At 39.8% G+C, this 1,150-nt stretch carries 1 protein-coding gene; it reads left to right on the forward strand.

Translation table 11 applies throughout. From position 1 onward, the window contains the following. Positions 1–406 precede the first annotated feature (406 nt). Positions 407–1,054 (forward strand): pyroglutamyl-peptidase I, encoded by a 648-nt coding sequence (gene pcp / locus ABTZ99_RS45005; RefSeq protein ID WP_014573651.1) that lies wholly within the window; start codon positions 407–409, stop codon positions 1,052–1,054. Positions 1,055–1,150 lie beyond the last annotated feature (96 nt).

A 1,150-nucleotide genomic window follows, 5' to 3' on the forward strand; every position in this document is an offset into this window, starting at 1 on the left:
GAGAAAGTAAAAGGATTTTTAAGTAACTTTTAGTAATGGAATGATAAATTTATGCTGATACCACTAAAGAGCTATGGTAGGAGATTGTCTTGTAAACTGTAACTGGATGTATTATTGAAACTGACAATAAGCTTCTAATGGTTTAGCAAGGGAATGAAATGATTCAAAGCAAAAAGAAGACCACGTACAAAATTTATATGGTGTTCTTTTTGTTTAGTTTTTTAATGTGGTCATAAAAAGGCGGAGCCTATTATAAGTTTAATTATTTAATTTCAGAAAGGTATATATAAATCATGGCGCAACAAATTGTCCTACCCATCAAAGACTCCAACGTCTTAAAGATGGTACAAGATACACTTCTCGATAGCTTCTGTACTTCTTGGCATTTTAGAAAGGAAATCTTCTCATGAAAATTCTTGTTACCGGATTTGATCCCTTTGGCGACGATAAAATTAATCCTGCGATTGAAGCCGTGAAACGTTTGCCGGATGAAATTGCTGGGGCACAAATCGTTAAATTGGAAATTCCGACAAAGTTTAATGTTTCAGCCGATGTCGTTAAAGATGCTATTGCCAAAGAAAAGCCTGACTATGTGTTGAGCATTGGTCAGGCTGGTGGCCGGTTTGAACTCACGCCGGAGCGAGTTGCGATTAACTTGGATGACGGTCGGATTCAAGATAATGCCGGGTATCAGCCACTTAATCACACGATTCATGGCGATGGCGAGAATGCCTACTTTACCCAGTTACCAATTAAGGCCATGGCCAAAGCCATTCGGGAAGCTGGTGTTCCGTCAGCAGTCTCCAACACAGCAGGCACTTACGTCTGCAACCACATTTTTTATCAGGTACAGTATATGCGGGATAAGATGTTTCCCGATATTAAGGCCGGCTTCATGCATATTCCATTTTTGCCGGAACAGGTTGTCACTCGTCCGGAAACACCAGCGTTGTCATTGGATGATGATGTTTTAGGCATCACTGCCGCTATCAAGGCCATCGTGTCCCGTGACGGCAAAGGCGATATCGAAACGATTGAAGGCAAGGATCACTAAAAGCCTGTTTAGTGTTTTTGGACTATTATCAAATAAATAGACATAAAAAAGAAAAGCGTTCTAATCGTTTTTCCTTTTTTATCAGATGTTCAGAAA

It is taken from the genome of Actinosynnema sp. NPDC002837 (assembly GCF_040295345.1).
In the GTDB taxonomy this organism is placed as follows: Bacteria; Actinomycetota; Actinomycetes; order Mycobacteriales; family Pseudonocardiaceae; genus Actinosynnema.

Coding starts and splice junctions, on each gene's coding strand:
- pcp (WP_014573651.1), top strand. CDS start 407: ATGAAAATTCTTGTTACCGGATTTGATCCCTTTGGCGACGATAAAATT.